The following is a 26787-nucleotide window of genomic DNA, read 5'->3' as shown; positions in this document are numbered from 1 at the left end:
TCTCTGGGAGGCACTGCAATGACGGCCATCGTTCCCGAACCCACCTCGACTGCGGACCGCGACGGTCTTGTCGAGATGGCGTGGGACCCCATCACCCGAATCGTCGGCAGTCTGGGTATCTACACCAAGATCGACTTCGCCAATCGCGAAGTGGTGGAGTGCCACAGCACGTCGTCGATCTTTCGTGGGTATTCCCTGTTCATGAAGGGGAAGGACCCGCGCGACGCGCATTTCATCACCAGTCGTATCTGCGGCATCTGCGGTGACAATCACGCCACGTGCTCGTGCTACGCACAAAACATGGCGTACGGCGTCAAGCCGCCGCATCTAGGCGAGTGGATCGTCAATCTCGGCGAGGCCGCCGAGTACATGTTCGACCACAACATTTTTCAAGAGAATCTGGTCGCAGTCGACTACTGCGAGAAGATGGTCTCCGAGACGAATCCCGGTGTGCTGGCGCAGGCAGAGAACACGCGCTGCCCGCACGAGGAGCAGCACGGTTATCGCACGATCGCGGACATCATGCGGACTCTCAATCCGTTCACGGGTGAGTTCTATCGCGAAGCGTTGCAAGTCTCGCGTTCGACTCGCGAAATGTTCTGCTTGATGGAGGGTAGGCACGTCCACCCGTCGACGCTCTATCCCGGCGGCGTCGGAACCGTCGCGACGATCGAACTGATGACGGACTACATGTCGCGGCTGATGCGGTACGTCGAATTCATGAAGAAGGTCGTGCCGATGCACGACGACCTGTTCGACTTCTTCTACCAGGCGCTGCCCGGTTACGAAAAGGTTGGCCTGCGGCGGACCCTGCTGGGTTGTTGGGGATCGTTCCAAGACCCCGAGTACTGCAATTTCTCGTACAAGGACATGACCGACTGGGGCCGGAAGATGTTTGTCACTCCCGGTGTGGTTGTCGACGGAAAGTTGGTCACCACGGATCTGGTGGACATCAACCTCGGTATCCGAATCATGCTGGGGTCCTCGTATTACGAGGACTGGAGTGATCAGGAGATGTTCGTCAAAACCGATCCGCTGGGTAACCCGGTCGATCGCCGGCACCCGTGGAATCAACACACCAACCCACATCCGCAGAAGCGTAATCTCGAGGACAAGTACAGCTGGGTCATGTCACCGCGATGGTTCGACGGAAAAGACAACCTCGCTCTGGATACCGGCGGGGGAGCATTGGCTCGTCTGTGGAGCACCGCTCTTGCCGGCCTGGTCGACATCGGATACCTCGAGTCGACCGGACACAGTGTGAAGATCAATCTTCCGAAAACAGCACTGAAAGGTCCCGTCTCGCTCGAGTGGAAGATTCCAGAACATGGCAGCAATACTCTCGAAAGAAACCGTGCGCGAACGTATTTCCAGGCATACGCAGCAGCGGCTGCCCTTCACTTCGCAGAGAAGGCGCTTGTCGAGATCCGGGCAGGCCGCACCAAGACGTGGGAGTCGTTCGAGGTTCCGGACGAGGGAATCGGTTGCGGATTCACCGAAGCCGTCCGCGGAGTTCTCTCACATCACATGGTGATTCGTGACGGCAAGATCGCGAACTATCACCCGTACCCACCGACCCCGTGGAATGCGAGCCCGCGCGACAGCTACGGAACCCCCGGTCCGTACGAGGATGCCGTGCAGGGTCAGCCGATCTTCGAGGAGAACGATCGAGACCACTTCAAGGGCATCGACATCATGCGGACCGTGCGTAGTTTCGATCCCTGTCTGCCGTGTGGTGTTCACATGTATCTCGGCGGCGGTAAGACCCTGGAGAAGTTGCACTCTCCGACGCAGTCCGTGACCGGGGAGTGATCGATGGAGCAATCGGCCGACTACTGGCGCGGAGCAGGTGAACGCATCGAGACGTTGTTGCAGGCCAATGCCGGTGCAGGCCCGGTGGCCAGGGATCGCGCCGAGCAACTGGTGCGCGAGGTCGTGCAGTTGTACGGCGCCGCACTCGAACGCACCGTCGCACTGGCGGATCCGGCCATGATGGATGCGATGGTTCGCGACGATCTGGTGTCGAGCCTCCTACTGGTGCACGGACTTCACCCGCACGACGTCGAGACCCGCGTACGCACTGCGCTCGACAGCGTGCGTCCGTACCTCGGCTCGCACGGCGGGGACGTCGAACTGATCGAGGTGGCGGACGGCGTGGTGCGGCTACGGCTTCTCGGAAGCTGTAACAGTTGCCCTTCGTCGTCGGTGACCCTCGAAACCGCGGTCCAGGACGCGGTGCAGGCGGCGGCACCCGAGACCACCGGAATCGACGTCGAAACACCGGATTCGCACGAGCTGAAGTCGGGTGTGATCTCGGTCGAGTCCCTGTTCTCGCACGTACACGCCGACGGGGGAGGCGCGCACTGGGTGGAGGTCCCCGAATTTGCCGAAGTCGACGCGGGTGAGGTCGCGGGTTTCCGGGTATCGGATACCGATCTGTTGGTCTGCCGCTCCGGTGACGATCTGTACGCGTATCGCGACCACTGCCCCGTATGTGACCATTCGATGGCGGGGGCTGTGCTCGAACGCATGATGGGCCTTCCTGTCCGAGACGCCGCTGTCCTTACCTGTCCGACGTGCTCTGCCCACTTCAGCGTGTACGGAGCGGGTGCGCGGGTCGGCACCGGCTCCGAGCACCTGGCGCCTCTGCCGGTGCTTATTCGCGACGGTGTGCTCTCGGTCGCGCTTGCCGACGATTCCGTGTTGCCGGTGACCTAGCCGTGGACGAAGCCTGGTCATGAAAACCACTGTGGGAGAGGTACTCACGCGAATCGCCTCGACGCGCGCCGTTCCGACCGGGCCGCTGTGTGAGATGTGCGCGGCGGGCATAGGTGACGAACACCAACACGTCGTGGACGTACAGGTCCGGAGCCTGATGTGCGTGTGCCGTCCCTGCTATCTGCTCTTTGCGCCGGTCGACGCGGATCTCCGATACAAAGCGGTTCCCGATCGGTATCTCGAATTTCCGGGCTTCGAACTCGCCCCTGGCCGGTGGGAGTCCCTGGAAATCCCCGTCGGACTGGCATTCTTCTTTCGGAACTCACTCCTCGACAAGTACATAGTCTTCTATCCGGGACCTGCCGGAGCTACCGAATCCGAGCTGCCCATCGACTCGTTCGAGACTGTGCTCGCGGAGAATCCGGGGCTCTCGCAGATGCGGGCCGACGTCGAGGCGTTGATTGTCTCGGTGCCCGCGTCAGGACAATCGCCGAGATGCTTCGTTGTTCCGATCGACGCCTGCTACGAGCTGGTGGGCAGGCTGCGCACAGTGTGGCGCGGATTCGACGGGGGCCAGGATGCCGCGCGCGCGGTGGACGAGTTCTTCGGGCGCGTCGAGGCGCGAAGCAGGTCGGCATGACCGTCCTCGACTTCTCGGTCGACAACGTGGAGGTGGAACCGTATGCGGTTACACCAAATCTGACGGTGAGATTGAGGATGTCGGAGACTACCGGCGCGACCGTCCGAGCAGTCGCTCTACGCGCACAGGTTCGAATCGAACCGCACCGCCGGCCGTACTCCGACGAGGAAGGCGACGCCCTGCGCGATTTGTTCGGTCCGCGGGAGCGTTGGTCGAGTACGCTGCGAACCTTCTTGTGGATGGAGTGTTCCGCGGTCGTTCAGGGATTCACGGAAACAACGGTCGCGGCCTTACCCATGGCGTGTACGTACGACTTCTCGGTGACGGCGTCGAAGTACATGCACGCACTCCGTGACGGAACGATTCCGATCGTGGTTCTACTGAGCGGAACCGTATTCACCGACGGGCAGCGCGGTTTCTCGGTACAGCAGATCCCGTGGGATAGATCTGCTGCCTACGAATTGCCGGTCGACGTGTGGAAACAGCTGATGGCCACGCATTATCCGGCCTCTGGTTGGGTACGCCTCGACCATGAGACGATTGCCGATCTCGTGCGATTCAAGGCAGCGCACGGCCTCACGGACCTCGATTCAGCCGTGCGGCAGTTGCTGACGGCGAGCGAGGTGCCCCGATGACCCGAACTGAGATGGATCACGACGTTCGGGCCGTGGCCGACGCTGTCCTGTACGAGGGATATCTTCTCTATCCTTACCGGGCCGGCTCGGCGAAGAATCAATCCCGTTGGCAGTTCGGGGTTCTCGGACCGCCCGGCGCCGCCGGTGACGGAGTCGGCGAGGAACCGTCGATGTCCGCCCAATGTCTGCTCGGCGAACTCGAGCGGAACGGCGCCGAAGTAACGGCGACGGTGAGATTTTTGCACCACCAGTCGCGGACGGTTGAACGACTCGGCGCCGGCGGCGCGTGGATTCCGGTGGATCGGTTGGTAGTCGACGGGCACGAGGCGATCTCGTGGGACGAAGCCACCGAATCCGAGATCGTCTTGGGTCCGTGGGGTCTGGACGAACTCGAGGCCGGCGTCGAAGAATCCTTCTGTGCGGCGGGAGTTGTCGACGGAGAGACTCTGGCGGATTCTCGGGGCCGGGTAGTCGGACGGGTCGTTCGGACACGGCTTCCGGTGACTGGCCGCTTGGAATTGAACGCCTCCGCAGGGGACAGACGCAGGGTGATCTCCGTGAGCATCATGAACGACACGAGCGTCGACATGAGGGACAAGGGCACGGCCACGGCGCAGTCGATGCTCGGCACTCACGTCATTTTGACCTGCGCAGGCTCGAAGTTCGTGTCGTTGTTCGACGAACCAGATCACTCGGAGCCGCTGCGCCAAAATCGCTGTTATCCAGTGCTTGCGGGGACCGAGGATCCGACTCACCCCGGTACATCGCCCACCGTTCTGGTGTCACCGATCATCTTGTACGACTTTCCCGAGATTGCGCCGCAGAGCGAAGGATCCCTGTTCGACTCGACGGAGATCGACGAAATTCTCACGCTGAGAATTCTGGCCATGACCGAAGAGGAAAAGGCGCGGGCGCGGGCGACCGACTCGAAAGCTGCCGACATCATCGACCGATGTGAAAGCTTGACGGCCGACGATCTAGCCGGCCTGCACGGCGTGCTGCGAGATTCGAATGCCGGTTCTGATCTGATACCCGAGGTGCCTGACGGCGTGGACTGGTGGACGCCGGAAGCCGACACCAGCGTTCAACCACGCACCGACGCAGTTTTGATCAAAGGCGTCCGCGTCTGTGGTGGAAGTACGGTTCGGCTTCACCCCTCACGTCGCGCTGATGCTCAGGACCTGTTCTTCGACGGCCGGATCGCCCACGTCGCCACCATTCATGAAGACGTGGACGGCGACATTCATGTTGGGGTGACGCTCTTGGACGACCCGGCCGCCGATCTACATAACTGGTACGGCCGCTACCTGTACTTCGCGCCGGACGAGATAGAGCCGGTGCCGCGAGACGGCGCGAGTTGACGTACTTCACGCTGTCGGACTTCACAGCTATCGGACTTCACAGCTTTCGGACTTCACTGCTATCGAGAGGAGAACCCGCCATGAGGAGCATGGGATTGCTGTCGACGGCACTTCTCGGCGCCACCGCGATCGCAGCCGCGATCGTTCTGGTGGTGTCGATGCCGGACATCCAGCGCTATCTGCGAATGCGAAAGATGTAAAGCACTGTGCGCGTGCTGATTGCAGGCGTCGGAAACATATTTCTCGAAGACGACGGATTCGGCCCCGAAGTTGTTCGAGCGTTGCAGCATGAGAATCTCCCGACGGGGGTTCGCCTGGTCGACTACGGGATTCGTGGTGTGCATCTGGCATACGACTTGTTGGAGTCGTGGGACGCGCTGGTGCTGATCGACGCATTACCGGTGACCGGAGTGCCGGGGAAGCTTGCGATCATCGAAGTGGATCCCGAAAGTGAAGGTCCGCAAGGAGGTTTCGACGCACACTCGATGCATCCGAGTTCGGTGTTTGCCAGCCTGCAGGCCCTCGGCGGAGCACTCCCGCGGACGTTCGTGGTGGGGGCACACGCGAAATCGATTGGCGACGGAATCGGATTGAGTGCAGAGATGCGTGATTCGGTAGGGCAAGCCGCCTCTGCGGTGATGGCACTCGTCCGGTCGATCGACGTGGATTGTGATGCCACCACTTTGGGGCCGGAGGTGTGAGTCATGTGTCTGGGGATTCCGGGACGGGTACGCGAACTACTGGACGGATACGGCGGTCAACTCGCCCTCGTCGACGTGGAAGGTGCACCGCGCAAGGTCAACATCGGGATGCTCGACGAAGGCACCGTCACGGCAGGTGACTGGGTGGTGATCCACATGGGCTTTGCAGTCGAGAAGGTCGACGAACAGGGAGCACAGCGCGCCCGGGCCGGCCTCGAACTGATGGGCCGTGGTCAAGACGGTGAGATCGACGAGTCCGATACTCGTACCGGCGAGGTCGGGACATGATGATCGCCAGCCGTGTCATCGTTCGTGGCGTAGTCCAGGGGGTGGGATTCCGGCCGTTCGTTCACGCGACTGCGACCGAACTGGGACTGTCGGGTTCGGTGGGAAATTCTGCTCTCGGGGTCGTGATCGACATCGAAGGCGACGGAGAGTCAATCGATGCGTTTGTCGCTCGGGTGCGAAACCGCCCCCCACCGCTGGCACGAGTGGAGTCGATAGAGCGCGAGGACTCGCCGCCGCTAGGTCGTCAGGGGTTTTGCATCATCGAGACGGATGCGGGGGCGGTCGGGCGAACCTTGGCGCCGGCCGATGTCGGGATCTGCGACGACTGCCTGCGGGAGCTGACTGATCCGAGCGATCGGCGATATCGTCATCCCTTCATCACCTGCACCAATTGTGGTCCACGATTCACGATCATCGAGTCGATGCCCTACGACCGGGCCGCTACGACGATGAAGCGGTTCCCGTTGTGCGCGAACTGTGCGGCAGAGTACGTGGATCCCTCCGACCGCCGGTTTCATGCGCAACCGATTGCCTGCCCGGAGTGCGCTCCAACGCTTTCGTTCGTGGAAGGCGACGCGCCCACGGAGACCGGCGAGGGTGCACTGCTACGAGCCCGATCGCTGCTACGAGACGGGAAGATTCTTGCTGTCAAGGGAATTGGAGGATTCCACTTGGCCTGCGATGCGCGTGATGATCGCGTGGTTCACGATTTGCGTGAACGCAAGCATCGACCGAGCAAGCCGTTGGCGGTGATGGTGCGCGATGTGAGAGAAGCCAGAGCGCTGGGTGTGGTCGGGGATGCCGAGGCCGATGCCATGTCCTCGCGCGAGCGTCCCATAGTGCTGGTTGCCAAAGCGTCTGGATACACGCTGTCTCCCTCGATTGCCCCAGGTATTCCGGACATCGGAATCATGCTGGCCTACAATCCGATTCAGCATCTTCTTCTCGGGTTGGCGGGAGACGCTGCGGGCCCCGCGGCGTTGGTGATGACGTCGGCGAACATCGGCGGCGAGCCAATTCTGTACTCTGACGACGATCTCGAACGGGTGGGTGACCTGGCCGACGGGGTGTTGACCCACAACCGTCCGATCTTGATGCCGTGTGACGACTCGGTGATGCGAATAGTCGGCAACGGACGACAGTTGCTTCGTCGCTCGCGCGGATATGCACCGCTGCCCGTTGCGGCGCCGTTCGATCTACCGCCCACCTTGGCGGTCGGGGCCGATCTGAAGAACACCTTCTGTCTTGCCGAGGGTGCGTATGTCTGGCCGAGTCAGCACATCGGAGACATGGGCGACCTCGCTGTCATCGACAGTTTTGCTGCCTCGGAGAGTCACTTCGAGTCGATCACCGGAGTAGTGCCGCACCAGATTGCCTGTGACGAGCATCCTCGGTATCGCTCGTCCTCGTGGGCTCGCAGTCGTAGTGGCGACCGACCGGTGCGCGTCGTCGGGCATCACCACGCACATGTGGCTTCCGTGATGGGGGAGAACGGCCGGGACGGGAGCGAACCGGTTCTCGGAATAGCGTTCGACGGCACCGGTTACGGGGCGGACGGCGCAGTGTGGGGAGGGGAATTGCTGCTGGCGACGTACAAGGGTTATCGCCGTCTCGCGCATCTGGGATACGTACCGCTGCCAGGGGGCGATGCCGGAGTGGAACGACCGTACCGAATGGCGCTCGCCCACCTCTGGCATGCCGGGTTGGACTGGGAATCCGACCTGGCGCCGGTGGCAGCCTGTCCGCCACGAGAGCAGTCGGTCCTACTTCACCAGTTGGCAACCGGTTTCGGGTGTGTGGACACCTCGAGCATGGGGCGGTTGTTCGATGCAGTCTCCTCGCTGACCGGGGTTCGTCAGAGCGTCGACTACGAAGCGCAGGCCGCCATCGAACTGGAGGGCATTTCGAGGGGAGTCGACTGCGCCCCGTCGCGGTACACCTTCGACTGGGTGCAGTCGGACGACGATTCATGGACAGCTGATCCACGGTCGGTCATTCGGGCCGTTGTCCGTGATCTCCGGGCGAAGGTGCCCGCCGACGTGATCGGCGCGCGCTTCCACGAATCCGTCGCGCACCTCGTACTCGAGTGGGCAATCCGTGGCCGGGAACTGGCGGGAGTGGACGAGGTAGTTCTCACCGGAGGCGTGTTTCAGAACCCTCTCCTGCTCGTCCGGGCGTGTGCCCTGCTCGGAGAAGCCGGATTCACGCCGTTGACAGGACTGCAGTTACCACCGAACGACGGTGGTCTCGCCTACGGCCAAGTGCTGGTCGGGAGTTCGTCATGAGGTCAGGAGTTGTGCCATGTGCCTAGCCGTACCAGGACGTATCGAGTCCTTGGAGGAACGCGACGGAACGACGATGTCGGTGGTGAACTTCGGTGGCGTCCGAAAAGAAGTGTGCCTCGAATACATTCCGGGCGCCCGAGTCGGCGAGTACGTCGTGGTGCACGTCGGATTCGCGATCCAACGACTCGACGAGGAATCCGCACGCAGCACGCTGGCGGAATTCGAACACCTCGGCGTACTCGAAGAGGAATTCGGTGACGGGTTCGCCAGGGCTGCCCGGGCCGCCGGGATCGAACCGAAGGAGACGGAATCATGAAGTATCTGGACGAGTTCTCCGATCCGGAACTGGCCGGCAAACTGCTGGATCAGATCCGCGCGCTGGCCACGCGCCGATGGGCGATCATGGAAGTGTGTGGTGGTCAGACACATTCGATCATCAGGCACGGCATCGATCAACTACTCCCAGAGCAGATCGAGATGATTCACGGACCTGGTTGCCCGGTCTGCGTCACGCCGCTCGAGATCATCGACAAAGCTCTCGAAATCGCGGCAAAGCCCGATGTCATTTTCTGTTCATTCGGGGACATGTTGCGAGTTCCGGGGAGTTCGTCGGATCTGTTCCGGATCAAGAGCGCCGGCGGCGACGTTCGCGTGGTGTACTCACCGTTGGATGCACTGACTATTGCCAAGGAGAATCCGGACCGGCAAGTGGTGTTCTTCGGGATCGGATTCGAGACCACAGCGCCGGCCAACGCCATGACCGTCTATCAGGCCAATCGCCTGGGTATCAAGAACTTCTCGCTGCTCGTCTCGCACGTTCTGGTCCCGCCGGCAATGGCCGCGATAATGGACTCGCCAGAGTGCCGCGTGCAGGCATTTCTGGCGGCCGGGCATGTGTGCAGTGTGATGGGAACGTCGGAGTACCCGGCCCTCGCCGAGAAGTACAAGGTCCCGATCGTCGTCACCGGATTCGAGCCGCTGGATCTCCTGGAGGGCATCAGAAAGACTGTGCTGCAGTTGGAATCGGGTCGACACGAGGTCGAAAATGCCTACGCCCGTGCTGTCACGGCGGAGGGCAACACCGCAGCGAAAGCGATGCTCGAGGATGTGTTCGCGGTGTCGGACCGGACGTGGCGCGGCATCGGATCGATCCCGGACAGTGGTTGGCAGCTGGCGCCGAAGTATGCGTATTTTGATGCGGAAGAACGTTTTTCGGTGACCGATATCCACACCGACGAGTCGAGTGTCTGCCGGTCCGGTGAAGTATTGCAAGGCTTGATCAAGCCACACGAGTGCAGTGCCTTCGGGAAGGAATGCACTCCGCGGAATCCACTCGGTGCCACGATGGTGTCGTCCGAGGGGGCGTGCGCTGCGTACTACCTGTACCGACGCCTGGAACTGCAGGAGGCGGGTCATGCCGGCTGAGGAGACCGCTGTCGTGGACCTGTCGGCATGGGTGTGCCCACTGCCGCTGCGTGATTCGCCGAACATCGTCATGGGACACGGCGGTGGGGGAGCGATGTCCGCCGAGCTCATCGAGCATCTGTTCCTGCCCTCGTTCGGAAGCGCTGCCGATGCCGAGCTCGGCGACTCGGCTGTATTCGACATCGGCGGGGTGCGGCTCGCCTTCTCAACGGACTCGTACGTCGTGAAACCCATGGTGTTTCCCGGCGGAACGATCGGCGATCTTGCGGTCAACGGAACGGTGAACGACCTGGCGATGGCGGGAGCACAACCTTTGGTGATGTCGACGGCATTCATCCTCGAAGAAGGGACCGCGTTGACCGACATCGCGGGGATCGCGAAGGCGCTCGGGCGGGCTGCGCACGTTGCCGGCGTTCGACTGGTGACGGGTGACACCAAAGTTGTCGATGCCGGTCACGGCGACGGAGTCTTCATCAACACCGCGGGAATCGGGATTGTCGCCGACGGGGTGGACATCAACCCCACTCGCGCACAAGTGGGTGACGTCGTGATCGTCAGCGGCGACATCGGTGTTCACGGGGTGGCCGTGATGAGTTGTCGCGAAGGTCTCGAATTCGGGACCGAGGTGCGCAGTGATTGCGCGTCGCTCAACGGCGTGGTCGCCGACATGATTGCCACCGGCGTCGACATCCATGTCTTGCGCGACCCTACCCGGGGCGGAGTTGCCGCCACCCTCAACGAGATCGCTCAAGCGTCGAACATCGGTGTTGCGCTGGTGGAACGAGATCTGCCGATTCCCGCTGACGTGCGCGACGCCTGTGGGCTACTCGGTTTGGATCCTTTGTACGTCGCCAACGAGGGTAAGTTGATCGCCTTCGTTCCGCGAGAAGACTCCGACCGAATTCTGGAAGCGATGCGCGGTAATCCGCTGAGTGCGGGAGCTGCCGTGATCGGGGAGTGCGTGGCCGAACATCGCGGAATGGTGGTGGCGCGTACGGCATTGGGAGGCAATCGGGTAGTGGATTTGCCGGCAGGTGAACAACTTCCGCGGATCTGCTGATGACTGCCGTCGGTATGAACGGGCCGGCATTGTTTGCCCGCTACGCGTATCCGCCGAACGAGTTGGGTTACTGCGGACCCGACGATCCTTCAGTGCTGCTTCGTCTGGCCAGCGGCAACTCGGGCAGCGGCGACCGTGATCGCGCTCGTCAATTCGACGGTGCGTGGCCGTACCTCGAGGCATTGGCCGCAAGTGCGGGCATCGACGATCCTCTCGATCCACGAGTGATCGAAGCCTATTGGGTAGGAGGTGATCTCCTCGACTCGCTTGATTCGGGGGCGTTGTTGCAGCACTTGAGAGCAGCATTCGGTGAACGCGAGAACACCGGGTTTCTCCCTGCCCTCGGGGATCGGGACCGCGCGCTCGCGCACCACAGTTTTCACGTATTTCTGGTGTATCCGTGGGTCAAGCTTCTTCGGAAGCGCGGTGCGGTCCCACTGTCCGTCCTCCAGAACTGCCGGATCAGATGGGGAGTGGTCGAGGACGTGAGTGAGGAGCACGCGTTGGTGGTTTCGTCCCCGCTCGAGTTCGACGGTGAGCAACTCGTACGCGGCACGCCGGTGACGCAGCGAGTGCGATGGAGCGTTGACGGCCGCTCACTCGCACCGACGCCCGTCCAGGGCGCCTTGGTGACGATGCACTGGGATTGGCTGTGTGACAACATCACGTCAGAGCAATCACGGGCATTGGATGCCGCGGAAGACTCGGCATTGCAGATCGCGACCCGGATGCTGTCGAGGTGACAGGCCCTGTCAGAGCAGGGACCACGGTCTGGCGGATACGCAGGTGTCAGGGCACGAAGAAGGTTCCGAGGCCCGGTGTTCCGATCGCCTGGGGATCGACGTATGCGACGACCTGACCCGAGCCCGGACGAATCGTGACGGGTTGTGCATCCAGTGTCGGAAATGATGCGGATCCGTACGCTCCGGTGCCGAGACTGAGCCAGTGGACGACCGCGGAGTGGGGGTTTCCGTCTCCGGGTGCGCGTTGCACGTGCAGCACGGCGACGCCCGGTTCTTCGCCGACGATCGCTGCAAGGTGGGGAGTGGGCAAGTCGACGAGCGGGACGTAAGGGTCGACCTGGAACGGAACCGTGCTCGGCGCCGCTGCCGCGGTACCCGGCATCATCACGCCGGAGATCGCAAGGGCCGCAAAGACCGCGGCACCGGTACGTGCAAAAGCGTTGAGTGCAGTCATACGATTCGACGCTAGTCGCTTGACCGGCGATTCGGTGCCGTTTCGCGTTTCAATCGGTGGCGGGGTGACGTCGACGCCACCGCCCAGTGGTACGCGAAGGTATTCGGAATGACGATCGAGATATTCGGCCCCACGGCACGCACTGCACTGAAGTTCGGAGATCAGAAGATCAATCTGAGGCCTCTCGGATCGGCGGAGCAAGACCCGGCCTGGACCACCGGCGGCGTCGAGGCAGCAGGTTCCGAGGATTTGTGCTTCATCACTCTTGCGTCACCTGGAACTGTCCGTGAGCACCTGGAGAACTGTGGGGTCGAGGTGCTCGACGGGCCCGTGACCAAACTGGGTGCCCTCGGCGAGATGGTCTCGCACTATTGTCGCGAACCCGACGGAAGCCTCATCGAGATCGCCGTCTACCCGTGAACCAACCACTCCGAGGAGAAATTACTCCAGATTCAATGTCGTTCAGTGCTGCCTCCGCCGGCTGTCGACATCTTTCCCGGCCGTGCACTTGGAATCCTCGTTCGTCACCGGACTTTGCGGGTCCCGCTTCTCTGATCGTTCGTCCGCGGTCCGCGTCCGTCGGACTGTTCTCTTCCAGATCGCTGATCGAACTGGTTTCGAGAAGGTGTCGGACCGGCGTCCGATGGCTTTCGAGGGGGATCTAGCTACTTCCATCGTCTATCGAGTGAGCGAGGGTGGAGACGGTGCGCTTTCGGTGGGTTGTTGCCGGTTGCACTGTGTCGGGCCAGTCAGCAGTTTCTTCCAGCGCCCAGTCGGCCCATTCTGCGATGTGGTTGAAGTGGCCGATCATGAACCGGTTGGCCAGTGCCATCAGATGATTCTGCTGGGGGAGTGTGCCGGCTTCGGGGGCCGAAATCCGTTGTGCGTGTGAGACGAACAGACTTCGAGACCGAGTTGCCTGTTCGCGCATGGTGGTCAGGTTGGTCCGCAGGTCGGCGATCGTGCCTTGGTTGGCGAAGATCACGCGGATCATGCCTTCGAACTGCAAGGCGGGGGGTGTGGCCTGGGTGGCGAGCCAGTCACTCAGCGCTGTGCGACCTTCGTCGGTGATGGAGTAGACCGTGCGCGAGCGCTGAGTGCCTTTCGTTACCGTGCTCGCCGTGACCAGACCGCGTTCAAGCAGTATTTTGGGGGCGTTGTATCGCTGTCGGTCTGCGCTGGGCCACAACTCGGCGACCCCGCGTCCGACCTGTTCGGCGATCTCGTATGCCGACCAGTCCTTGACCGTCAGCAGTCCCAGGATCATGTACGAGGTAGGTGTGAGATCACGCTGAGCCACATGGCTCCCTTCGTTCCGCGGTTACATCCGAGCCTACAAGTGCTACTTCCCTTCACCGTTTGCATCCTCGGTGTCGGCGATGTCGTCGGATGTGTCCTGAGCGGGCTTGCCGTAGATGAAGGGGACGAGCGCTGCAGCGACGGCAGAGGCCGGGGCGAAACCATCGGCCGTGGGTGCCAGATTTCCCCACACCACCAAGGTCACGTCGTTGACCGGGTCGTAGCCCATGAACGAGTTGTAGCCGGGCAGTTCGCCGATGTGGCCGTACATCGGGCCCATTTGAGCGATACCGTATCCGTATCCTGCGGATCCTTCGCCATCTGTGGGTTGCACACTGTTCAAACGCAACTCTTGTGTGGCGGGACTCAGGAGCGAACCGGTTCCCAGAGCTTTGACCCATGTCGCCATGTCGTTTGCAGTCGAAATTCCCTGACCTGCAGACCATGTCCACGAGGGATTGTGCCTAGTGGTGTCGGTCGGTTTTTCGGTGCCTGCGGCGATCGCGTCGAGGCGAGATTGTGGGAGGGCCTCTTTGCCTTCGCCGAGCGTTTCGACGTTGCCACTGTAGGTGTAGCCGTCTGCAAACGGAGTCGGGATGCTGGTGTCGGTGTTCGCAGGAAACGACGTCCCTGCCAGTGCGAGTGGCCCGAAGAATCGGTCCGCGAAGATCTGCTGAATCGGCTTGCCGTCCAACTGCTCGGCGATCAAGCCGAGGAGAACGGTATTGGTGTTGGAGTAGTGATAACCGGTGTCGGGCGCGAAATACGGCGGCTGGCTCAGCCCCATTGCCAGCAGTTCCTCGGGTGTCCACACTCGCTCCGGTTGCTCGTCGAGCGCCCGGTTGAGTTCGAGGGTTTCGGTGTAGTTGTACAGGCCGCTACGCATGTCGAGCAGGTCGCCGATGGTGATGTTGTCGCCGTTGGGGACATCGGGGCGGAACTTGCTGACCGGATCGGTTACCGCAACCTTGCCTTCGTCGACCAACTGCAGGATGGCCGTACCGGTCCAGGTCTTGGTGTTCGAGCCCACGCGAACCTTGGTGTCCAGAGTGGGAGGCTCGTTCACGCCTTCCTTGACCGAACCCCATGTGTTGACGTACTTCTGCGTCGGCGTCGTGACCATGACCACCATTGCGATCTCACGGAACTCTTCTGCCTTCTCGGAGACGACGGAATCCATTGCGGCGCTGTCGAAAGACAAGACGGCGCTGTCCGCAGACCCGGCGGAGGTCGGCGGGGACGACGAGGGGGACTCGGAATCGGTTGCGGACGAACAGGCTGAGAGCAGCAATGCCGTAGCGATGCAGGCCACAGCCACTTTGCGGGTCTTGACGTTGTGAAAGGACGTCGACTTCCCAAAAGGGTTCATAGAGGGACTTTAAGCGATACTGCACTCTGCATGCTGCACTTTGCAGTAAATTACGACAAATCAGTCATGCATCCTCAGGAGCGTCCATGCCGCACACCACATCAGTTCGCGCCGTCGCTGCGTTGATCAGCGTCGGAGTAGTCCTCACCGCATGTTCGGCGAAGCCGTCGAATTCCGATTCCGCATCGGCTCCGGCGCAACAGGTTCCCGAGGAGGCAGCCCGCATCATGGCCACCGATCCGTACGCCATGGCTCGGTGGTCCTATCTCTTGGTCGACCCCGCCACCGACGAGGTGATTTACAGCAACAATGCTGATAGCTCGATGTTTTTGGCTTCCCAGACCAAACATTTCACCGTCGGCACCGCCTACGACACCCTTGGTGTAGACCACACTGTCACCACCCCCGTTTATGCCACTTCTCTCCCCGTCGAGGGCACCCTTACCGGTGATCTGGTGCTGGTCGGCTCCGGTGACCTCGCGCTCGGTGGGCGCAACGCCGCACAAGGCCGATTCGATTTCGCCACCGACGGCATCGACCACGTCTACGCCGATGCCCTGCCAGGAGCCGTTCTCGCGCCCGGTGATCCGCTGGCAGGCCTGAACGATCTCGCACGACAAGTAGCCGACGCCGGCATCACTCGGGTAAACGGCGACGTTCTGGTGGACCCTCGTCTGTGGGACACATACTCGACAGTCGAAGGCCTGGTCCCGTCGATTTTCGTCAACGACAACCTCGTCGATATCCAGGCGAGTCCGGGTGCGGTAGGTGAGCCCGCCACCATCGACATGCTTCCCGGCAACGGCCTGTTCCGCGTCGATGCTCAGGTCACCACGGGTGAGGAAGGTAGCGACTCGACTCTGAAGGTTGCGGCCGATCCGTCCGATCCCACCCGGATCAACGTGACCGGGTCGGTGCCGGCTGGAAAGACATCGCTGACTGTCTATCGCATTACCGACGCGCCGACGTGGGCGCGTCAGCTGTTCGTAGAAGCACTGCGACGCAATGGAATCGAGGTTGCATCGGTATCTCGTACGAACAGCACGGCTGCCCTGCCTGTCGATCGGACATATTCAGGAAGTCGACAAGTTGCGAGCCTGCAATCGGCACCAATTTCGGAGTCGGGAGGGATGATTCTCGCGACAAGCTACAACACGGGCGCGAACACTTTCTTGTGTCTGTTGGCAGTAGCGACAGGATCGTCGTCGTGCAGCGACGGTCTTCCCACCGTGCGGGCACTCGCCGAGAAGGCAGGTATTGCAGCATCCGACCTGGTGGTCATGGACGGTCAGGGTGGAGACCCGTCACAATCGACGCCCGCAGCCGTCCTCCAGTGGCTCGACTGGGTGGACCAGCAGCCATGGGCCGATACGTTCTGGGCAGGTCAACCCGTACTCGGTGAGCGAGGCTCGTTGTCGGGCGTGGGAACCGACAGTCCGGCAAAGGGGAAGGTCATCGGTAAGACGGGAACATCCGCCGACGTCGAATCTGACACCGGCAGGTTGATAGTCACTCTTCAAGCGTTGTCGGGTTACATGATCACCCCCGACGATCGCCGACTTCTGTTTGTCGTCGCCGTCAGCGATGCAGTGTTTCCCGACCTGCCTAGGGGCGTGTTCCAAGTCGGGGGAGACGTCGGTGGTGTTGCCGCTGCATTCCAACAAGCACAGACGAATTGACGGGGCGAGACGGAGGTCCGGCGTTCGGGCGCTCATCCCTTTCGAATGAGGCACGAACGATGTAGGCGCACAGAGTGTCAGCATTGGCGCGCAGCGGTATCGACTGCGTCCCGATGAGAAACGAGTTTTGACATGGGTTCCGTTATCGGAGATCTCCTCCCCATAGCTGTCGGTGTCGCCGTGTCTCCGGTAGCCGTCATCGCCACGATCTTGATGTTGCTCTCCAAGCGCGCGGGTAGCACCAGCATCGGGTTCGCGTTGGGTTGGCTGCTCGGAATCTTCATTGCCACAGTTCTTTTTGTCACCCTGTCCAGTGCCCTCAGCACCTCGGACAATGGACCGTCTGCCACGGTATCGTGGATCAAACTCGCTCTCGGTGTCCTCCTGTTGGCGGTCGGGGTCAAGCAGTGGCGAGGGCGCAGCGGCGAACACGAAACACCGAAGTGGATGCAAGCCATCGACGAGATGACCGCGGTCAAGGGGTTGGGCCTAGGATTCGCGCTCGCCGCGATCAACCCGAAGAATCTGCTGATGTGCATCGCGGCGGGAGTGTCGATCGGCTCGGCGTCGCTGGCGACCAGTGGAGTGATCGCCTCTGTCCTTGTCTTCACGATCATCGCCAGTTCAACGGTCGCGATCCCGGTCATCGGATACCTGGTGGCTGCTGATCGTCTGCGCGAGCCGTTGGCCAAGCTCAAGGTCTGGCTCCAAGACAACAACACCACGGTGATGAGCGTGTTGATCTTGGTCGTCGGAGTTGTTCTGATCGGCAAAGGAATCGGCGGAATCTTCTGATATCCGCTCTTTCGCGTGGTGTGAACGTGCGATTCCCGGATGATCGTTCGATCAGGCGCGCTTGACCGCGTAGTCGCCATCGGCGTGGCCGATCAGTTGCCAGCCGCCCTCGATCGGGGACAGTCGGACGTCAGCGAGATTCGTGGTCTCGAGCTGTGGCCGGTCGGTGCCGGGGTACCAGGCTTCGACCTGTCCGGTACCGGTCCCGGTAAACCCGTTGCGCGACAACTCCGTCAGTGTGCCGGGCGCTGCTCGGGGATAAGCACGCGAGAGAGGCCCGGCAAATCCCTCTACGAGCCCGAGTGATTCGCCGGAAGGGCAGTCGATGCGATTCAAATTTCCTTGCGGCTGGTGGGTGTTGCCGTCCCGAACCGGGTGGGGGTCACCGCACGCTTGTGTCCACGACCACCACGCGCCGCCTATCCGGTAGTTGTCGGTGGCGTCGACGAAGCGGTCGACGTCTGCTCCCTGCTCGCCGGCATCCCCGAACCAACCCCATTCACCCGTCCACAACGGGGCGTCGTACCAGGCGGCAGCGCGGTCGGCGATCTTGAACCCGTCTTCGATTCCGGGGAATTCGCTACTGACTGTTATCGATTCGCTGTAGAGATGTGGCGAGAAGACCACCAGAGGATCGGTCAGGTACTGGCGTGGGGGCAGCGCGTCGAAGCCGAATGCCGACCAGATCGCGCTGGGCTCGAAGAACACGAGGTGCGGAAATCCGCCTGATTCGGCCTGTCTGATGGCGTCGGTGGCCCGCTTGTAGAACTGCCCGATCTGATCAGCGGCGGTGAATGGATCGCGCAGGCCGGGATTCGGTTCGTTCAAAAGGTCGTATCCTGCCACCGCTGGTTCGTCTTTGAACTCGGCGGCCAACCGCGCCCACGTAGCCACGAGGCGACTCTGGATTCCTTGCTCGTCGTCGTAAAACGCCTGGAAGGCATGGGCGATCGCCGGTGCGGCTTCCCGGAGTCCACCGATGTTGCAGGTCGTCCATCCGCCGGTCAGGGTTGCCCACTCCGGTGCGCCGTCCCAGCCGACTCCCGGCTCCATGAAAGACGGGCACGACTGGTCGCTCGGGGTGCCGACGTACGGGCCCCATGCGTCCTGATGCATGTCGAGAACGGTGTAGATGCCGTGATCTTTCGCGTTCTGGACTGCGCCTCGAATCCGGTCGACATACGCAGTGTCGAATGCACCGCGGGTCGGTTCGAGGAGGGACCACGCGACGTTGAGTCGGACAACGTTGAAGCCCAGCGCGGCCATCTGTGCGAAGTCCGTTCTTCCCAGCGGCGTAACGGTGGGTAGACCGGTGCCGTTGGTTGCGTAGTCATTGAGACCGTTGGCGTTCACGCCGCGGAGCAACACCGTTCGTCCGTCGACGTCCTTGATCGTTCGATCTGCGACGGTCAGTTGGGGGAGAGTCCAGCCCGGATCCGGGGGTGAAGCGTTTGCCGCCGGGGCTGCAATCTGGATAGCCAGGATTGCAAGGGTGGCAAGCAACAGCGCACGCATCCGTCGACCTTTCTAGACAAACGTCCAATTCGGAGATGAGGGTAGCGTGAGAACGCCTTATTGCGGCGCGATTCGCACATACCCGTCACGTCTTCACTGCCTGGAATGCCCCGGCTCGAGGCTGCTGTACGGGGTGCGAGAATTGTCGACAAGTCGCGACCCGAGGGAGCATTTGTGAAGCTTGCACTGACTGATCTGGTCGAACAACTACCCGGCGACGATGTGACGATCACGCGAGCGTTCTATGCGTCGCGGCTTGCCGGTGTCGGTCCGAGTTCGCTGCAGGAACTGCTTGTGGCGCGAGCATCCAGGGTGGTTGAGCCCACGGCGACCCGGGCTGTTGAACACACACTCGACATCGAGGGTCGATCCGTTTCAGTGCGCGTAGTCACGCCGAAAGACGGCGTTGTCAACGGGGTCTATCTGTATCTTCCGGGTGGTGGTTTCTACATGAGTTCAGCGGCCAGCGCTGACGCCCGAAGTACGAGACTTGCCGACGCGGTCGGGGTGGCAGTGGTTACCGTCGATTACCGGCTTGCACCGGAATTCCCTTGGCCGGCAGCGCCGGACGATTGCGAGGCAGTCGCTTTGTGGCTACTTGATGTCGCTGCCGAACGGTTCGGGACAACCAGGCTCGCCATCGGTGGCATGTCGGCGGGAGCAACCTTGGTGACGACGACATTGCTGCGCCTTCGTGATCGAGGTCTGGCCCACTCGTTTTCCGGTGCCGTGTTGGAAGCGGGCACGTACGACGTCAGTGCTCAGACTCCCGCGGGCCGCACCATCAGCGACGAATACTTCATCGAAGCCTATGTCGGGCATGTCGATGATCGCACTCTCCCGGATATTTCTCCGACATTCGGCGACCTCAGCGGCCTGCCGCCTACCCTCATGGTGGTCGGATCAGAAGACGTGGTTCTGGCTGAGAACCTTGCCATGGTGGCGCGGCTGTCGGCGGCCGGTAACGACGTCGACTTGCGTCTCTATCCTGTTGTCCCGCATGGATTTACAAACCATCCAACGCCTGTTGCCCGGCGTGCTGCGCTCGATATGGGTGCTTGGCTTCGGAATCGACTCGACTCCAACCCCGCGTGACAAGCACGGGCGCGGTTCAGTGTGCCGAGGGTCTAGGAGTGGCAGGAGCGGGCAATTCGGACACCTGAACAAATGTCCGGTTTCTGGGGCAAAGTCGGGACGAGGAGCGCGCCACCCTTGTAATCTCGCACGTGAGTTTGCGGGGGCGCGGGGTCGTCCAGCACAGCGAGTGAAGAGGACGACGATGACGACTGCTTACACGCGCCGCCGAGGGGCGCATTCTTTCGGAATCGCCCTCACTGCGCTGTTTACCGTGGTGGCGGCCTTGACTGGCCCCGCACTCGCCTCCGCCTCGAGCGGCGACCCGCAATCGGGTTCGAGCCAGTTCGGATCGTCCGGGGAGCAACCGCCGCTGCCGGAGATCCCACCGCCGTCCGCGGCCGAGATCAGGCTCGACGAGGCGCGGAACTTCCGCGACATCGGCGGCTATCGGACTACCGACGGCAGGACCGTCCGGACAGGCCTGGTGTTCCGTTCCAACAAGCTCAGCTCGCTCAATGAGACTGATCTGGCCAAACTCACCGCCGCGAACCTGACCCTCGACGTCGATCTGCGTAACACCTCCGAACGCACGGAGGATCCCGATCGGATCCCCGCCGGGGTCACCTACCAGGTCGCCGACGTCGTCAGCATCGACCATGGCATCGCGTTCCACGAGTTCGTTCCCCTGACCCTCGGTCGCGCGTTGATCGACGGCGCGGTCAACGGAACCTCGAACATCGGCCAGAGCATCGGCTACCCGTTCATGGTCAACTATCGTGGCTCCGATGTCGCCTTCCATGATCTGCTGACGGCGATCGCGAACAACTCCGACGGCGCAACCGTCTACCACTGCAGCGCAGGGAAGGATCGCACCGGTTGGGGTACCGCGATCCTGCTGACCATCCTCGGTGTCCCGCGTGAGGTGATCAGTGCCGACTTCATGGCGTCGAACACGTACCTGGGCCGGGACGACGCGGTGGACCTGTCGTGGCTCGATGCGGCGTATGCCCAGGTGGACCGGCTCTACGGTGGTATGGATACTTACGTACGGGAGGGCCTCGGCGTCGACCAGGGCACTATCGACTCTCTGCGTGCCAAGCTTCTCCTCTAAGCGCAGCCCCACACCTCGACTTATTGCCCACTCGGACCCTCTGCGGTTCCAGTGCGACCAATGATTACGGGAATGCGCAATTGTGTGGCGCTGCTCCTGCGGTGGGCTCGAGGTTGCGGTCTCCATCATCAGGCCGCATGCCATCACCAAGTGGCGCAGGACCTTTGCTCACAAGTAGCACGCCTGATCATGCACTCGACGCTGGCCAATTGGTCAGCATCGAATCGAGAGCCTCGAGGATCCTGGACCAGCTTTCGGCGCTGTCCGGTGCACTGTGACTGAACGATCCACCTAACTCCAGGCTGGCATATCCATGGAAAACGCTGCCTAGCAACCGAACTGCGTGAGTCTGGTCGAGGTCGTTGAGGTTGTATCCGCGCAGAATTGATCGCATCATCTGCGAGTGTCTGAAGCCCGCGCTCGCTGCTGCGTCCTCCGGGGTGAGGCGCATCTGTGACGCGGCGTACCGGCCGGGGTGTGCCTTCGCGTAGTCGCGATAGACGTTCGCGAAGGCGGTCAAAGCGTCGCGGCCGGACCGACCGGCCACGGCGTCGGCAGCCTGGTCGGCCATCTCCTCCAAAGCGAGCAACGCGATTCTGGTTTTGAGGTCGTTCGAACTCTTCACGTGGGAGTACAGGCTTGCGACTTTGACGTCGAACTGCCTGGCGACTGCCGATACGGTCACGTGCTCGAAGCCGACCTCGTCGGCCAATTCCGCGCCCGCCATCGCGAGGCGGTCGGCTGTGAGTCCTGCGCGAGGCATGTCAATCGGTCCTGTTCGTTGGGAGGGTAAACCACTTGCCTAAAGAGTATAGGCAAATTACTATCAGCAGTAGCAAACTTCCGTAAACGATTTTCAGGTGAATGAAATGCACAGCCAGAGCAGCTGGATTACTACCGAAATTTCCGAGGACATCGTGCGCGGAGCCCTCGAAATCGAACGGACCGAACGCGGTGTGCTGACGCACCGCCTACCTGCCAAGGCTCGCACGCAATTCGCTGACGGGCAGATGGCAATGGCGCAATCACAACCGTCCGGAGTGCGGCTTGTATTCCGAACCAGCGCCACGAGCATCGAACTCGATACTCTGCCCACGAAAATGATCTACACCGGCGCTCCGCCGAGGCCGCAAGGGGTGTACGACCTGCTCGTCGACGGCGAACTGGCCGGGCAAGCAAGCGCTACGGGCGGCAATACGGTGACGATCGACATGGCTACCGGTACCGCTCAGAGGCAGTCCGGACCTGTCAGTATCATCCGTTTCGCGGAGCTGCCCGCGCGATCCAAGACCGTCGAGATCTGGTTGCCACACAACGAGACCACCGAACTTGTCGCATTGCGAACCGACGCGCCACTCGAACTCGCGGTTGATACGAAGCGCCGCGTGTGGCTCCATCACGGAAGCTCGATCAGTCAAGGATCCGGCGCTGAAAGTCCCTCCGGCACTTGGCCTGCTCTTGCAGCCTCCGTCGGCGGCGTGGATCTGATCAACCTCGGGTTCAGTGGCAGTGCTCTGCTGGACCAGTACACCGCCCGCGCGATGCGCGACACTTCTGCTGACCTGATCAGCATCAAGATGGGCATCAATCTGGTCAACGCAGACGTGATGCGCCTACGGGCCTTCACATCTGCAATGCACGGCTTCCTCGACACGGTTCGCGACGGTCATCCAGTGGCTCCGCTGTTGGTCGTTTCGCCCGTCTATTGCCTGATCCACGAGGACACACCGGGGCCTGGTGCCTTCGACTTCGACGCTCTTGCCAGAGGCGAAATGCGATTCGTTGCCACCGGAGATCCCGCCGAGCGGGCATCCGGGAAGCTGACGCTGCGCTCGATTCGGGAAGAGTTGGCGCGCATCGTAACCCAGCGGTCAGTCGATGATCCTAATCTGCATTACATCGACGGGTGTGATCTCTACGGTGCCGCGGAGAACGAAGAGTTGCCGCTTCCCGATCAGCTCCATCCGGACGCTGCAACGCATCGTCTCATCGGCGAACGCTTTGCCCAACGTGTATTCGCAGACGGCGGTGTATTCGCCGGCGAGGTGTAATCGCGCAATCTGATTCGGCTCACACCACCACTCACACCACCACTCACATCACGGTGAGCCGAATCAGCGGGTACTTGCGACCGGACTTGCTCTGGTACTTGGCGATTCGGGGCTGGGCGGTGGCCACTTGGTGCCACGCATGCTTGCGATCGTCGCCTTCGAGTTCGTGAGCTGTGACTGGTACGGGATTTCGGCCGGGCATCTCGATAGACACTCGATCGGGATGCGCCACCACATTCGAGTGCCAGTCCGGGTTTCGACCGCCGCCGCCCGAAGCCACGATCAACAGACCGCCCCTGCCGTCGGACAGGTGCATCAGCGGAGTCTCTCGGGGTTGCCCGCTGCGTCGGCCTACCGTGTGCAGGATGAGGACGTCCATTCCCATGAACGTGCCTTTCCCGCGCCGAATCTTGCGATTCGTGCGGGCGTTCGCGTTCCGCTGCATCCACCGTGACAGTGCGCCGGGACCGCCGGACTTCGGTTCGCAGTGATTCCCGATGGGATCTCTCGGTGTTGGATCCGTCTGTGCCATGGTCGGCTACCTCCAGTTTGTCGGCGTGAGCGTCGTTTCGACAAACCTATGAGGCTTGCGGGTTCGGTGCTTCTCGATTTCTGATCACTGTGTTTTCCGGTCACTGTGTTTTCTGATCGGAGTTCACACGATTTGACCCTGACGTAGCGTGAGGGCTCACGATGACTTCATGACCGACACCTACCCTGCATTCGACATCAGCCCCGTCCCTGTCCCTGCGACCGATGCCGTGCCTCCGGAACAGTTCCGAGGTCTCTACGGTATGCCGATGTTCGTGTCTGTTCCGACTTCGGATCTGGCCGAATCGGCAGACTTCTGGATCCGCGGGCTCGGTTTCTTCGACCTCTTTTCGGTGCCTGATCGACTGACGCATCTGCGGCGCTGGGCATTTCAAGACGTTCTGCTCGTGCCCGGCGAGCGAGCAGATTCACCACCGTCCATCAGCGTGAGCTTTGCGTGTGTGCTGAGTCAGATCGACCAGATAGCAAAGGCGTGTGAGGAATTGCGGCCCGGATGCACCAGCGGTCCAGACCTGAAGCCGTGGAATTCACTGGAGTTGGAGATCGTGACACCGGAGAACGCGCGTGTGATCATGACGGCCGCTCGTCCGTACGACCCGAACAGTGCCGAGGCCGAGCATCTGCGAGGTATGGGAATTGACGGACCCGACGACTGAACAGAAGTCTGACGCGGTGGTCTCGCGCACCGCGTCTGTCAAACTGGATGCCGTGACGGACCAACTCTTCGGAGACGAGGCAGACAGTGCTCTTACCGTCGGTGCTGCCGCATCTCGGCTGGGCATAACTGTACGTACCCTTCATCATTGGGACGCAATCGGTTTGGTGTGCCCATCCGGGCGCAGTGACGGAGGCTACCGGCTGTACACCGACGCCGACCTCGGCCGAATTGGTCGCGTACTTGTCTACCGCGACGTGGGCTTGTCGCTCGACGAGATCGGGATACTGCTCGAATCGCCGGCAGCCCACGTGGACGAAACACTGCGCGGGCAGCGCGCCGAGTTGCGACAACGGATTGCCGACTTGGAGCAACAGGGCGAGTCCTTGGATCGCATCATCGATGCCAGGAAGTCCGGTGTGCTGTTGCCGGCAGACGAGCAAGTGTCGATCTTCGGCCGACACTGGCAGCCGTCATGGGGACCGGAGGCGCACGAGCGTTGGGGTGACAGTGCGCAGTGGGCGCAGCACGCGGAACGGTCGGCAGGTAGGACCGCTGAGGATTGGCAGAAGATCGCCGACTGCGTCGAGGCGCTCAACGAAGATCTGGCGTTGGCGTGCCGTGCGGGTGTCGAACCGGGAAGCGCCGAGGCGAATTCGCTGGCAGAACGCCACCGAGCGTCGATCGGGGTCTACTTCGACTGCACACACTCGATGCAGGTGTGTCTGGGACGGATGTACGTTGGCGATCCAGGCTTCTCCGAGTTCTACGACGCGCTGTTCTACGAGACGGTCGAGACCGGTCTGACCGCGTGGCTCCGCGCTGTCATCGATGCGAACGCTCTGGCACATGGAGTTGTCCCCGAATCGGCGACATGGGTGTGAGTGAGCTGGTGGTCGCTCGTCAGTCCAAAGACGCGCAGGCAGTGCACCACGGTCGGCCGTCGACCCCGGGGGCACGATGGGGTACTGCGATGCGCGCGGCCAAAATGCAGCTTTCGTTGTCGTGATAGACGTCGAGATCCGAAGGAACCGTCGAGTGGAACGCCGGGACCTTCATGTCTACCTCCGTTGTCACTCGCCAGAGAGTTGGCTCGTTGCGGTAATCCTCCCACCCCAGCGATCATCTCGCCTGTCGGAAGAAGCACGTGTCAAGGCGGGGGCCGACACCTGCTGTCCTCGCCGCGCGATCATGGAGCCGCACAGCGGTTTACAGGTGTGAGAGCCTGATCACCCTTCCGGCCGAACCGATGCGCACTGCGCGCGCGGTGTGATCTTCGACGGCGCTCACCGCAGAGAATCGCACAGGGATAGGCTGGACAAATGCGTGGAGAGTACAAGGTTCCTGGTGGAAAACTGGTCGCGGTCGACGTCGAGGTGGCGGACGGTCGGCTGGCCGAAGTCGCAGTCTCGGGGGACTTCTTCCTCGAGCCCGACAGTGCGCTCGACGACATCAACGCGGCGTTGCGCGGAATGCCAGCCGACTCGGATGCAGAACAGTTGGCACAAGCTATCTCCAGTGCGCTCGACGAGTCCGTCTCGATGATCGGCTTCACGCCGCAGTCGGTCGGTATTGCGATCCGGCGCGCACTCGGTCACGCCACGAGTTGGGCGGATCACACGTTCGACCTCATCCCACCGGTGGTTCTGGACCCAGCGATGCACGTCGCGCTGGACGAGGTCATCGCGCGTGAGGTGGCATCGGGTGAGCGTCCGCCGACACTGCGATTCTGGGACTGGGACTCGCCCTTGGTCGTGATCGGATCGTTCCAATCCGTGCGTAACGAGGTCGACTCCGAGGCTGCTGCGCGGCACGGCATCGGCGTGGTGCGCCGAATCTCCGGTGGCGGCGCGATGTTCATGGAACCTGGCAACTGCATCACGTACTCGTTGGCAGTACCGGCGTCGTTGGTCGAAGGTTTGAGTTTCGAGCAGTCCTACGCGTTTCTCGATCAGTGGGTGATGGGAGCGCTGGCCGAGGTGGGTATCAACGCTCGGTACGTGCCGCTCAACGACATCGCCTCGGACAAGGGCAAGATAGCCGGCGCCGCTCAGAAGCGATTCGCGTCCGGCACCGTGCTCCATCACGTGACCATGGCCTACGACATCGATGCGGAGAAGATGACGCAGGTGCTGCGAATCGGGCGAGAGAAGATGTCGGACAAGGGAACCAAGAGCGCAGCCAAGCGGGTCGATCCGCTGCGTTCTCAAACCGGAATGACGCGTGCAGCGATCCTGGAGTCGTTTGCGCAGCACTTCCGCGGCCAGTACGACACCCGTGACAGCGACTACACGGACTCGGAGTTGGAGCAGGCGCGCAAGCTGGTGGACACGAAGTTCAGCACCGAAGCGTGGACTCACCGCGTCCCGTGACG

The 26787-nt window shown here is 61.8% G+C and carries 27 protein-coding genes and 1 pseudogene; 21 read left to right on the top strand and 7 right to left on the bottom strand.

Features of this window, described 5'->3' with window-relative positions:
- Window positions 1-18 precede the first annotated feature (18 nt).
- The 12 genes from QMA15_RS16235 to QMA15_RS16180 all read left to right on the top strand — a co-directional run bounded on the left by QMA15_RS16235 (window position 19) and on the right by QMA15_RS16180 (window position 11856).
- Window positions 19-1812 carry a nickel-dependent hydrogenase large subunit gene (locus QMA15_RS16235; RefSeq protein ID WP_019748080.1) on the top strand — a complete coding sequence of 598 codons (1794 nt, stop codon included), beginning with the start codon at window positions 19-21 and terminating at the stop codon, window positions 1810-1812.
- Between the two features lie 3 nt (window positions 1813-1815).
- Window positions 1816-2718: a NifU family protein gene (locus QMA15_RS16230; protein WP_019748081.1), complete on the top strand. Its 903-nt coding sequence runs from the start codon at window positions 1816-1818 to the stop codon at window positions 2716-2718.
- Between the two features lie 19 nt (window positions 2719-2737).
- Window positions 2738-3358 carry a DUF5947 family protein gene (locus tag QMA15_RS16225; RefSeq protein WP_166655195.1) on the top strand — a complete coding sequence of 207 codons (621 nt, stop codon included), beginning with the start codon at window positions 2738-2740 and terminating at the stop codon, window positions 3356-3358.
- Window positions 3355-3993 carry a DUF6084 family protein gene (locus QMA15_RS16220; protein WP_205907838.1) on the top strand — a complete coding sequence of 213 codons (639 nt, stop codon included), beginning with the start codon at window positions 3355-3357 and terminating at the stop codon, window positions 3991-3993. The genes QMA15_RS16225 and QMA15_RS16220 overlap by 4 nt, the downstream gene beginning before the upstream one ends.
- Window positions 3990-5354 carry a hypothetical protein gene (locus tag QMA15_RS16215; RefSeq protein WP_070385293.1) on the top strand — a complete coding sequence of 455 codons (1365 nt, stop codon included), beginning with the start codon at window positions 3990-3992 and terminating at the stop codon, window positions 5352-5354. Before QMA15_RS16220 ends, QMA15_RS16215 begins: the two co-directional genes overlap by 4 nt.
- Before the next feature lie 206 nt (window positions 5355-5560).
- Window positions 5561-6055, top strand: coding sequence for a hydrogenase maturation protease (locus tag QMA15_RS16210; protein WP_021333537.1), 495 nt, complete (start codon window positions 5561-5563; stop codon window positions 6053-6055).
- A gap of 3 nt (window positions 6056-6058) precedes the next feature.
- On the top strand, window positions 6059-6343 hold the full coding sequence (locus QMA15_RS16205) for a HypC/HybG/HupF family hydrogenase formation chaperone (RefSeq protein ID WP_021333538.1): 285 nt from the start codon (window positions 6059-6061) through the stop codon (window positions 6341-6343).
- Window positions 6340-8628, top strand: a complete 2289-nt coding sequence (gene hypF, locus QMA15_RS16200) for a carbamoyltransferase HypF (protein ID WP_279163939.1) — start codon at window positions 6340-6342, stop codon at window positions 8626-8628. Before QMA15_RS16205 ends, hypF begins: the two co-directional genes overlap by 4 nt.
- A 16-nt stretch (window positions 8629-8644) precedes the next feature.
- Entirely contained in the window at window positions 8645-8944 is a 300-nt protein-coding gene (locus tag QMA15_RS16195) for a HypC/HybG/HupF family hydrogenase formation chaperone (protein WP_020907459.1), read from the top strand.
- Window positions 8941-10053 carry a hydrogenase formation protein HypD gene (hypD, locus tag QMA15_RS16190; protein WP_020969419.1) on the top strand — a complete coding sequence of 371 codons (1113 nt, stop codon included), beginning with the start codon at window positions 8941-8943 and terminating at the stop codon, window positions 10051-10053. Before QMA15_RS16195 ends, hypD begins: the two co-directional genes overlap by 4 nt.
- Complete coding sequence (gene hypE / locus QMA15_RS16185; RefSeq protein WP_020969420.1) at window positions 10043-11113, top strand: hydrogenase expression/formation protein HypE; 1071 nt, start codon at window positions 10043-10045, stop codon at window positions 11111-11113. Before hypD ends, hypE begins: the two co-directional genes overlap by 11 nt.
- Entirely contained in the window at window positions 11113-11856 is a 744-nt protein-coding gene (locus QMA15_RS16180) for a DUF6390 family protein (protein WP_279163938.1), read from the top strand. The genes hypE and QMA15_RS16180 overlap by 1 nt, the downstream gene beginning before the upstream one ends.
- Window positions 11857-11902: 46 nt before the next feature.
- On the opposite strand, the gene QMA15_RS16175 is transcribed toward QMA15_RS16180, so the two are convergent.
- On the bottom strand, window positions 11903-12310 hold the full coding sequence (locus tag QMA15_RS16175) for a hypothetical protein (RefSeq protein WP_019748092.1): 408 nt from the start codon (window positions 12308-12310) through the stop codon (window positions 11903-11905).
- 60 nt (window positions 12311-12370) lie between these two features.
- On the opposite strand from QMA15_RS16175, the pseudogene QMA15_RS16170 reads away from it, so the two are divergent.
- Window positions 12371-12730 (top strand): annotated as a pseudogene (locus QMA15_RS16170) (VOC family protein); the annotation flags it as partial.
- Between the two features lie 241 nt (window positions 12731-12971).
- Here the strand turns inward: QMA15_RS16170 and QMA15_RS16165 are convergent.
- Both QMA15_RS16165 and QMA15_RS16160 read right to left on the bottom strand, forming a co-directional pair.
- The gene (locus tag QMA15_RS16165; protein ID WP_020969422.1) at window positions 12972-13610 is read right to left on the bottom strand and encodes a PadR family transcriptional regulator; all 639 of its coding nucleotides are present in this window, start codon (window positions 13608-13610) and stop codon (window positions 12972-12974) included.
- Between the two features lie 42 nt (window positions 13611-13652).
- A complete protein-coding gene (locus tag QMA15_RS16160; RefSeq protein WP_279163936.1) occupies window positions 13653-14978 on the bottom strand; it encodes a serine hydrolase domain-containing protein in 1326 nt (441 codons plus the stop codon).
- Window positions 14979-15064: 86 nt separating this feature from the next.
- Here QMA15_RS16160 and QMA15_RS16155 point away from each other — a divergent pair, with 86 nt between their 5' ends.
- The gene (locus QMA15_RS16155) at window positions 15065-16657 is read left to right on the top strand and encodes a D-alanyl-D-alanine carboxypeptidase (RefSeq protein ID WP_099697902.1); all 1593 of its coding nucleotides are present in this window, start codon (window positions 15065-15067) and stop codon (window positions 16655-16657) included.
- A 132-nt stretch (window positions 16658-16789) separates the two neighbouring features.
- Complete coding sequence (locus QMA15_RS16150; RefSeq protein ID WP_020969425.1) at window positions 16790-17452, top strand: GAP family protein; 663 nt, start codon at window positions 16790-16792, stop codon at window positions 17450-17452.
- Window positions 17453-17503: 51 nt separating this feature from the next.
- Here QMA15_RS16150 and QMA15_RS16145 read toward each other — a convergent pair whose 3' ends face one another.
- On the bottom strand, window positions 17504-18967 hold the full coding sequence (locus QMA15_RS16145; protein WP_092764490.1) for a cellulase family glycosylhydrolase: 1464 nt from the start codon (window positions 18965-18967) through the stop codon (window positions 17504-17506).
- A gap of 174 nt (window positions 18968-19141) precedes the next feature.
- Between QMA15_RS16145 and QMA15_RS16140 the strand changes: the two genes are divergently transcribed.
- Window positions 19142-20062, top strand: coding sequence for an alpha/beta hydrolase (locus QMA15_RS16140; RefSeq protein WP_279163935.1), 921 nt, complete (start codon window positions 19142-19144; stop codon window positions 20060-20062).
- Between the two features lie 184 nt (window positions 20063-20246).
- Window positions 20247-21155: a tyrosine-protein phosphatase gene (locus tag QMA15_RS16135; RefSeq protein WP_042951711.1), complete on the top strand. Its 909-nt coding sequence runs from the start codon at window positions 20247-20249 to the stop codon at window positions 21153-21155.
- A 187-nt stretch (window positions 21156-21342) separates the two neighbouring features.
- On the opposite strand, the gene QMA15_RS16130 is transcribed toward QMA15_RS16135, so the two are convergent.
- Window positions 21343-21918 carry a TetR/AcrR family transcriptional regulator gene (locus QMA15_RS16130; RefSeq protein ID WP_029255204.1) on the bottom strand — a complete coding sequence of 192 codons (576 nt, stop codon included), beginning with the start codon at window positions 21916-21918 and terminating at the stop codon, window positions 21343-21345.
- Between the two features lie 106 nt (window positions 21919-22024).
- Here QMA15_RS16130 and QMA15_RS16125 point away from each other — a divergent pair, with 106 nt between their 5' ends.
- Complete coding sequence (locus tag QMA15_RS16125) at window positions 22025-23206, top strand: GDSL-type esterase/lipase family protein (RefSeq protein ID WP_084326592.1); 1182 nt, start codon at window positions 22025-22027, stop codon at window positions 23204-23206.
- A 43-nt stretch (window positions 23207-23249) separates the two neighbouring features.
- On the opposite strand, the gene QMA15_RS16120 is transcribed toward QMA15_RS16125, so the two are convergent.
- A complete protein-coding gene (locus tag QMA15_RS16120; protein WP_070161194.1) occupies window positions 23250-23738 on the bottom strand; it encodes a nitroreductase family deazaflavin-dependent oxidoreductase in 489 nt (162 codons plus the stop codon).
- 169 nt (window positions 23739-23907) lie between these two features.
- Here QMA15_RS16120 and QMA15_RS16115 point away from each other — a divergent pair, with 169 nt between their 5' ends.
- Entirely contained in the window at window positions 23908-24414 is a 507-nt protein-coding gene (locus QMA15_RS16115; protein ID WP_031331575.1) for a glyoxalase/bleomycin resistance/dioxygenase family protein, read from the top strand.
- Between the two features lie 52 nt (window positions 24415-24466).
- Entirely contained in the window at window positions 24467-25297 is an 831-nt protein-coding gene (locus QMA15_RS16110; protein WP_044480356.1) for a MerR family transcriptional regulator, read from the top strand.
- A gap of 19 nt (window positions 25298-25316) precedes the next feature.
- Here the strand turns inward: QMA15_RS16110 and QMA15_RS16105 are convergent, their stop codons facing one another.
- On the bottom strand, window positions 25317-25490 hold the full coding sequence (locus tag QMA15_RS16105) for a hypothetical protein (RefSeq protein ID WP_153211278.1): 174 nt from the start codon (window positions 25488-25490) through the stop codon (window positions 25317-25319).
- Window positions 25491-25735: 245 nt separating this feature from the next.
- Between QMA15_RS16105 and QMA15_RS16100 the strand changes: the two genes are divergently transcribed.
- A complete protein-coding gene (locus QMA15_RS16100) occupies window positions 25736-26785 on the top strand; it encodes a biotin/lipoate A/B protein ligase family protein (RefSeq protein WP_019748138.1) in 1050 nt (349 codons plus the stop codon).
- The last annotated feature ends 2 nt before the right edge of the window (window positions 26786-26787 follow it).

The sequence above is a fragment of the Rhodococcus sp. APC 3903 genome, assembly GCF_030407755.1.
Classification (GTDB): Bacteria; Actinomycetota; Actinomycetes; order Mycobacteriales; family Mycobacteriaceae; genus Rhodococcus_F; species Rhodococcus_F erythropolis.
The sequence above is the reverse complement of the archived record's forward strand: the minus strand, read 5'-3'. Positions and strand labels throughout refer to the sequence as shown.

What these genes read in the sequence shown, in the direction of transcription:
- QMA15_RS16180 (WP_279163938.1), top strand. Translation starts at nt 11,113, where the DNA reads ATGACTGCCGTCGGTATGAACGGGCCGGCATTGTTTGCCCGCTACGCG.
- QMA15_RS16220 (WP_205907838.1), top strand. Translation starts at nt 3,355, where the DNA reads ATGACCGTCCTCGACTTCTCGGTCGACAACGTGGAGGTGGAACCGTAT.
- QMA15_RS16155 (WP_099697902.1), top strand. Translation starts at nt 15,065, where the DNA reads ATGCCGCACACCACATCAGTTCGCGCCGTCGCTGCGTTGATCAGCGTC.
- QMA15_RS16215 (WP_070385293.1), top strand. Translation starts at nt 3,990, where the DNA reads ATGACCCGAACTGAGATGGATCACGACGTTCGGGCCGTGGCCGACGCT.
- QMA15_RS16145 (WP_092764490.1), bottom strand. Translation starts at nt 18,967, where the DNA reads ATGCGTGCGCTGTTGCTTGCCACCCTTGCAATCCTGGCTATCCAGATT.
- hypF (WP_279163939.1), top strand. Translation starts at nt 6,340, where the DNA reads ATGATGATCGCCAGCCGTGTCATCGTTCGTGGCGTAGTCCAGGGGGTG.
- QMA15_RS16235 (WP_019748080.1), top strand. Translation starts at nt 19, where the DNA reads ATGACGGCCATCGTTCCCGAACCCACCTCGACTGCGGACCGCGACGGT.
- hypE (WP_020969420.1), top strand. Translation starts at nt 10,043, where the DNA reads ATGCCGGCTGAGGAGACCGCTGTCGTGGACCTGTCGGCATGGGTGTGC.
- QMA15_RS16125 (WP_084326592.1), top strand. Translation starts at nt 22,025, where the DNA reads ATGCACAGCCAGAGCAGCTGGATTACTACCGAAATTTCCGAGGACATC.
- QMA15_RS16205 (WP_021333538.1), top strand. Translation starts at nt 6,059, where the DNA reads ATGTGTCTGGGGATTCCGGGACGGGTACGCGAACTACTGGACGGATAC.
- QMA15_RS16130 (WP_029255204.1), bottom strand. Translation starts at nt 21,918, where the DNA reads ATGCCTCGCGCAGGACTCACAGCCGACCGCCTCGCGATGGCGGGCGCG.
- hypD (WP_020969419.1), top strand. Translation starts at nt 8,941, where the DNA reads ATGAAGTATCTGGACGAGTTCTCCGATCCGGAACTGGCCGGCAAACTG.
- QMA15_RS16120 (WP_070161194.1), bottom strand. Translation starts at nt 23,738, where the DNA reads ATGGCACAGACGGATCCAACACCGAGAGATCCCATCGGGAATCACTGC.
- QMA15_RS16225 (WP_166655195.1), top strand. Translation starts at nt 2,738, where the DNA reads ATGAAAACCACTGTGGGAGAGGTACTCACGCGAATCGCCTCGACGCGC.
- QMA15_RS16175 (WP_019748092.1), bottom strand. Translation starts at nt 12,310, where the DNA reads ATGACTGCACTCAACGCTTTTGCACGTACCGGTGCCGCGGTCTTTGCG.
- QMA15_RS16195 (WP_020907459.1), top strand. Translation starts at nt 8,645, where the DNA reads ATGTGCCTAGCCGTACCAGGACGTATCGAGTCCTTGGAGGAACGCGAC.
- QMA15_RS16150 (WP_020969425.1), top strand. Translation starts at nt 16,790, where the DNA reads ATGGGTTCCGTTATCGGAGATCTCCTCCCCATAGCTGTCGGTGTCGCC.
- QMA15_RS16160 (WP_279163936.1), bottom strand. Translation starts at nt 14,978, where the DNA reads ATGAACCCTTTTGGGAAGTCGACGTCCTTTCACAACGTCAAGACCCGC.
- QMA15_RS16115 (WP_031331575.1), top strand. Translation starts at nt 23,908, where the DNA reads ATGACCGACACCTACCCTGCATTCGACATCAGCCCCGTCCCTGTCCCT.
- QMA15_RS16135 (WP_042951711.1), top strand. Translation starts at nt 20,247, where the DNA reads ATGACGACTGCTTACACGCGCCGCCGAGGGGCGCATTCTTTCGGAATC.
- QMA15_RS16100 (WP_019748138.1), top strand. Translation starts at nt 25,736, where the DNA reads ATGCGTGGAGAGTACAAGGTTCCTGGTGGAAAACTGGTCGCGGTCGAC.
- QMA15_RS16230 (WP_019748081.1), top strand. Translation starts at nt 1,816, where the DNA reads ATGGAGCAATCGGCCGACTACTGGCGCGGAGCAGGTGAACGCATCGAG.